The 5,590-nt window shown below is 70.0% G+C and carries 3 protein-coding genes; all 3 read left to right on the forward strand.

What is annotated here, in order from left to right; genetic code table 11:
* A partial coding sequence (locus tag WA805_RS28245; protein WP_425243846.1) for a MinD/ParA family ATP-binding protein occupies positions 1-1,329 on the forward strand: 1,329 nt, incomplete at its 5' end.
* Between the two features lie 19 nt (positions 1,330-1,348).
* Positions 1,349-3,799 (forward strand): ATP-binding protein, encoded by a 2,451-nt coding sequence (locus WA805_RS28250; protein WP_424564443.1) that lies wholly within the window; start codon positions 1,349-1,351, stop codon positions 3,797-3,799.
* 26 nt (positions 3,800-3,825) lie between these two features.
* A partial coding sequence (locus WA805_RS28255) for a type IV secretion system protein (protein ID WP_422273950.1) occupies positions 3,826-5,590 on the forward strand: 1,765 nt, incomplete at its 3' end.

Below are 5,590 nucleotides of genomic sequence, written 5' to 3' on the forward strand. Positions count from 1 at the left end.
CCTGCCGCCGCAGACGTCGACCAGGCTCTGTCGGCGCCTTCCGCGGCCGACCTCGGCCCGGCGGCGCCGGCACCTGGTCTGGGCAACGTGCGGTCAAGCCCGCCGCCTGCTCCGTCGGGCGGCGCGCCGCGCGTTGAGATATCGCATGACGGGCCGGCTCAGCGGCTCGTGCCACCCGCGCCTGTCCCGCCGGTCAACCCCGCCCTGGCATGGCCGACGGCGCGGCCGGAGCCCGCCGATTTGTCCCTGTTTTCTGCTGCCCTGACGACAGAAACCGGGGACAAATCGCAGATTCCGGCTGACGTGCCGGCGGAAGATCATGCCGAAGCCCCAGAGGTTGAGGCTGAAGAGGCCGATGAGCCTCGCGCGCTAGAGGTTGTTCACGAAGCCGTAGCGGCGCCGCAGGTGCCGGTCGTTAAGGCGGTGGCCGACGCGGTGCCGCTGGCCGTGCCGTCGATCGAGCGGGCGCTGAGCGGTCCCTCCAAGGACCGCAACCTGAGCTGGCACGGCAAGGTCAAGATCGTCGCGGGTACCGGGCAGGGACCCGGCAAGCGTGACCAGGAGGCGCTGGACCGGGCCAGGGCCAGGCTGCCGCTCAAAACGCCGCAGCGCGTGCTCATGCTCGGCTGTACCAGCGGCGCGGGGCAGAGCGTCACCACGCTGATGACCGGCCACATCCTGGCCAGCCTCAGGGAAGAGCCGGTGGCCGCGGTGGACCTGCACGACGGCACGCTGGCGCGCTACAGCGCGCCAGCTGGCTGGCTGGATGACATGCTCAGCGGCCGACCGCCGCAGGGTGCCATGAAGGCGCGCCCGGACGGGCTTAGCCCGACTCCGAAGACCGTCCCCGCGCGGCTCGACGTCATCGCGTCCCGCGATCCGCTCAGGGACGGCGACGAGCTGGAGCTCGCCGTGCAGCTGACCAGGCACTACTCGCTGGCCATGCTCGACCCCGGCGCCGCGGGCCTGATGAAGCTGCTGAAGATTGCCGACCAGCTGGTCATCGTGGTGCCGGCCAGCATCGACGGGGCCGGCGCGCTCGCCGACACCCGGGACTGGCTGGACACGCACGGTTTCGCGGAGCTCGCGGACCACTCGGTGACGGTGATCAACGGGGTCAGCAGGCGCAGCCTGGCCGACGTCGCGCACGCCGAGTCGGTGGCGCGCGGCCGCTGCCGCGCGATCGTCCGGGTGCCCTGGGACGACATGCTGCCCGTCGAGGTCGCGGACCCGTCCGCTCTTCGCCCGCAGACCCGCGTCGCCTATACCGCGCTCGCGGGAGTCCTGGTGGCCGGCATGGCCGCCGCGCCGGTACGGACAAGCCAATGACCGACACGACGGAGACGTGGTGACCAAGAAGTCGAAGGGCCGTAGCCGCCTGGCGATCCGATACTTCGATGACCGGGTGCTGCTGACCGACACGCACGCCTGGGCGTACTACCGGGTGCCGTCGGTGTGCTACGAGTTCACCACGCCGGAGGAGCGCGAGGCGCTGGCGACGAACATCACCGTGGCGCTCGCGGCGATCCGGATGCAGGACGCCGAGGTGCACCTGCGGATCGCGCACCGGCCGTACCCGGCGGTGGAGTGGGCGACCGGCTTGGACGCCACGTCGGACGGCGGCCCGGGCTGGCAGGAGTACCTGGACCAGATCTACCAGCACGTGTGGGCGAAGGACTTCTGGTCGAAGGAGATCTACCTCGGGGTCAGGCTGGGCCAGCGCAGCATGCGGGCACAGCTGACCGGCGGCTTGTTCACGCAGTTGTTCACCACCTACCGGACCGCCGAGCGGACCCTCGGCATCGACGACGAGGCCGTGCCCTCCGGGGAGATCGGGAAGTGGACCGACCAGGCCGAGCGGCTCGGCCGGGCGCTCAACTCGAGCGCGCTCGCAGCGCGCCACGCCACCTCCCGGGAGGTGGCGTGGCTGGTACGGCACACGCTGATGGGATCGCTCAACGACCCGCCGCCGTCCGCGGCGCGGCGCAGGAGGTGGGGGCCCGGCGAGGTCGAGCAGCTGTACGAGGGCCAGGTGCACAACGGCCGGACGCTGCTGCGGCTTGAGCACGTCGAGGGAGAGTCGTACGCGGCGTTCCTGTCGTTCTCCAGGTTCCCCGACCTCATGAGCTTCCCTGACGGCGAACCGTGGCTGCACCACGCGGACTCGCTGCCGTTCCCCGTCGAGGTCAGCTCCCGGATGCACCTGATCTCGCCGGCCAAGGCGAGCAAGGACGTGGGCCGGCGGCTCGCGCACGCCCGCGACATGGACACGCACATCAGGGAGGCCGGCGCGGAGGCGCCGATCGCGCTCGCCGAGCAGATCGCGGCCGCGCGGATGCTCGAGCACGGCATCACCAAGGAGCGGCTGCCGTTCGTCTACGGCTGGCACCGGCTGATCGTCACCGCGCCGACCCGCGACCTGTGCCTGCGCCGCGTAGAAGCGGTCACCGAGCACTACCGCGACATCGGCATCGACCTAGTCAACTCCACTGGCGACCAGTTCTCGCTGCTGACGGAGTCGCTGCCGGGGGAGCGAATCAGGCTCAGCTCTTACGTGCAGCGCCAGCCGCTGTACACGATCGCCGGCGGCATGCCCACGGCGACCGTCGAACTCGGCGACCGGATCGCCGACGGCGTCGGCTGGATCGGGCCGTATATCGGCGAGACCCTGGGCAGGGCCCGCTCGGTGGTGCACTTCGACCCCATGGTCGCGGCGGCGCGGAACAGGCCGACGGCCGTCGCCATCACCGGCGAGCCCGGCGGTGGCAAGACCACGCTGGCGATGCTCCTCATCTACCAGCTCGCGCTGCGCGGCTCGACGATCGCCGTCATCGACCCGAAGGGCGACGCCGAGCCGCTCATCGAGTTCCTCTCGAAGTCCGGGCGCAAGGCCCGGGTACTGCCGCTCGGCTCGGCGGCGGCGGGGCTGCTCGACCCGTTCTCGTTCGGCGACGACCTCGCGGAAAAGCGCACGATGGCGACGGAGACGCTGCGCCTGCTGCTGCCCCGGATGAGCGAGGAGCGGGAGAGCGCGATGATCCAGGCGGTCGGCGCCGTGGCGGGCGGCCAGCGGCCGAGCCTCGGCAAGGTCGTGCGCCACCTGGAGGAGTCCGACAACCCCGCGTGGAAGAACCTGGGCGCGGTGATGCGCTCGATCTCGGAGATGCGGCTGGCCAGGCTCTGTTTCGCGCCCTCAGGCGGGCAGCAGATCGACGCGGAGGGCTGGACGACCGTGTTCACGCTCGGCGGGCTCACCCTGCCGGACACCACGACGGGCCGTGACGACTACTCCTACGAGCAGCGGTTGTCCGTCGCGCTGCTGTACCTGGTCTCCCAGTTCGCCCGCCGGCTGATGAACAGCGTCGAGCGCACCGCGCTGAAGGCGATCTTCCTCGACGAGGCGTGGGCGATCACGTCCACCCCCGAGGGCGCCAAGCTGGTTCCCGAGGTCTCTCGCATGGGCCGGTCGCGGAACACGGCGCTGGTCCTGATCTCACAGAACGCGGGCGACCTGCTCAACGAGCAGGTGACCAACTGCCTGTCCAGCGTTTTCGCGTTCCGTTCGTCGGAACGCGGCGAGGTGGCGAACGTGCTGTCGCTGCTTGGCCTGGAGCCGTCCGAGGAGCACAAGGCCGTGCTCCGTTCCCTCGGCAACGGCGAATGCATTTTCCGTGACCTCGACGACCGGGCGGGCCGCATCGGCGTCGATCTCGTATCCGAAGAACTACGGGACTGGATCGATACGAACCCGACGCGAGCCCGCCGGCCCCCCCAGCCGGCGGCTACCACCCCCCAGTAGAACCGCCGCCCCCAGGAGCCCTCCCGATGGCTGAACCCCAACCGCCCGCCAGCCGCCGAATCCCCGGCAAAGTGCTGGGGCTGGCGGGCGCGATCCTCGTGATCGTGCTCGGCGGCCTCTTCCTCGCCCGCCCGGCGTCAGCGGCGACCACCGCGCCCGTGCAGCCGGCCGCGCATTCCCAGCCCGTCGCGCACTCTGCGCCGGCCGTGCCCGCCGCCCCCGACGCGTCCATGGCGACAGGGGTCTGCGCGGTACCGGGCATCGGCGACATCGGCGGGCTGCTCGGCCTGTGCACGGGGGGCTCCTCCGGCGTAGTCGGGGACCTGAACAACATCTGCACCCCGTCGGTGCCAGAGCCCGAGCAGGCCACCACCGGCGTCGACTCTTTGATCGCGACTCCCGGCGGGCAGACCGGCGGCAAGACGCTGTACGACAACTACGGCATCGCCGGGCAGTACTGGGCGGCGACCGGCCTGCAATGTTCCGACATGACCTCGCTGATCGGCAACAACGTCGCCGGCATGGTCTTCGACATGGCCAAATCGCTAGACCGGGCCACGATCACCATCTACCAGACCGCGGCAGGGAACGGCATCCTGACCTGGCTGCAGAGCGCGGTGAACACGCTGATCACCGCGCTCGGCAAGGCGATCTACTACCCGTTCCTCGCGCCGGTCGTACTTCTCGGCGCGGTCTGGCTGGCGTGGCAAGGGCTCATCCGCAAGCGCGCCACCAGGACCATCGAGGGCACGATATGGATGGTCCTCGCCTGCGCCGCCGCGGTCTGGCTGATCGGCCGCCCCGGCGACTTCACCGGTATCGGCACCACCGTGTCCAACGGCGTCACGCAGGTGCTGAACACCGCGTTCTCCGACCTGCCAGCGCCCGCCGCCAGCAACTGCCTGCCCGTCACCTCCACCGACCCGCAGAGCGTGACCGCCAGCTACGCGTTCACCTCGGGGAACGGGCTGGTTGACGAGAACGCGAATGAGCTGTGGTCGGTCCTGGTCTGCAAGCCCTGGCTGGACGGCGAGCTCGGCACCACGCAGTGGGCGCCGCCGAACTCGGTGGGCGCCACCACGAACGTGGTGAACCAGTTCGGCAGGCAGCTGCTGTGGTCGCAGGCGATCGCCGCCAACGAGCATCCCACCCAGACGCTGATCACGGCCAAACAGGACACCTATACCGGCATCGCCCAGAAGCTGCAGGCGAACTATCCCGCCGTCTACCCGCTATTCCAGGGAAAACAGTGGACGACGCGGCTCGAGATCGGGTTCGAGGCACTGTTCGCCGCGCTCGCGGCGGGCCTGCTCGTGCTGCTGATCGCGCTCACCCTGATCCTCTTGAAACTCGGCTTCTTGCTGTTGCTCGTCGCCGGGCCGTTCTTCCTGATAGTCGGCGTGCATCCAGGGTTCGGACGGGTGATCGCGATCCGCTGGTTCGAGATGCTCGTCGGCGTACTGATGAAACAGGTCGCGATCGCACTGGTGCTGAGCATCCTGCTGTACTGCTACTCGCTGATCATGGGCACCACCGACCAGGCCCTGCCCTGGGGCCTCAAGATCATGATGATCGCACTGGTCACCGTCGCGGTGTTCATCTACCGCAAGCCGTTCCAGCACTTGTTCTCCTCGGTCGGCTACGGCGTCATCGGCTCCACGGAACGCGCCGAGTACAGCTGGCGCGAGGCCAGCACCGGGTTCCGCCGGGCATCCGCGAACGCGGCGGGTGCCGCGGTGCCTACAGTCGGGGCCTACCGGGCCGCCCGCTGGGCGCGGCGCAATCCGGCAG

The organism is Trebonia sp. (assembly GCF_049794275.1).
Classification (GTDB): Bacteria; Actinomycetota; Actinomycetes; order Streptosporangiales; family Streptosporangiaceae; genus Trebonia.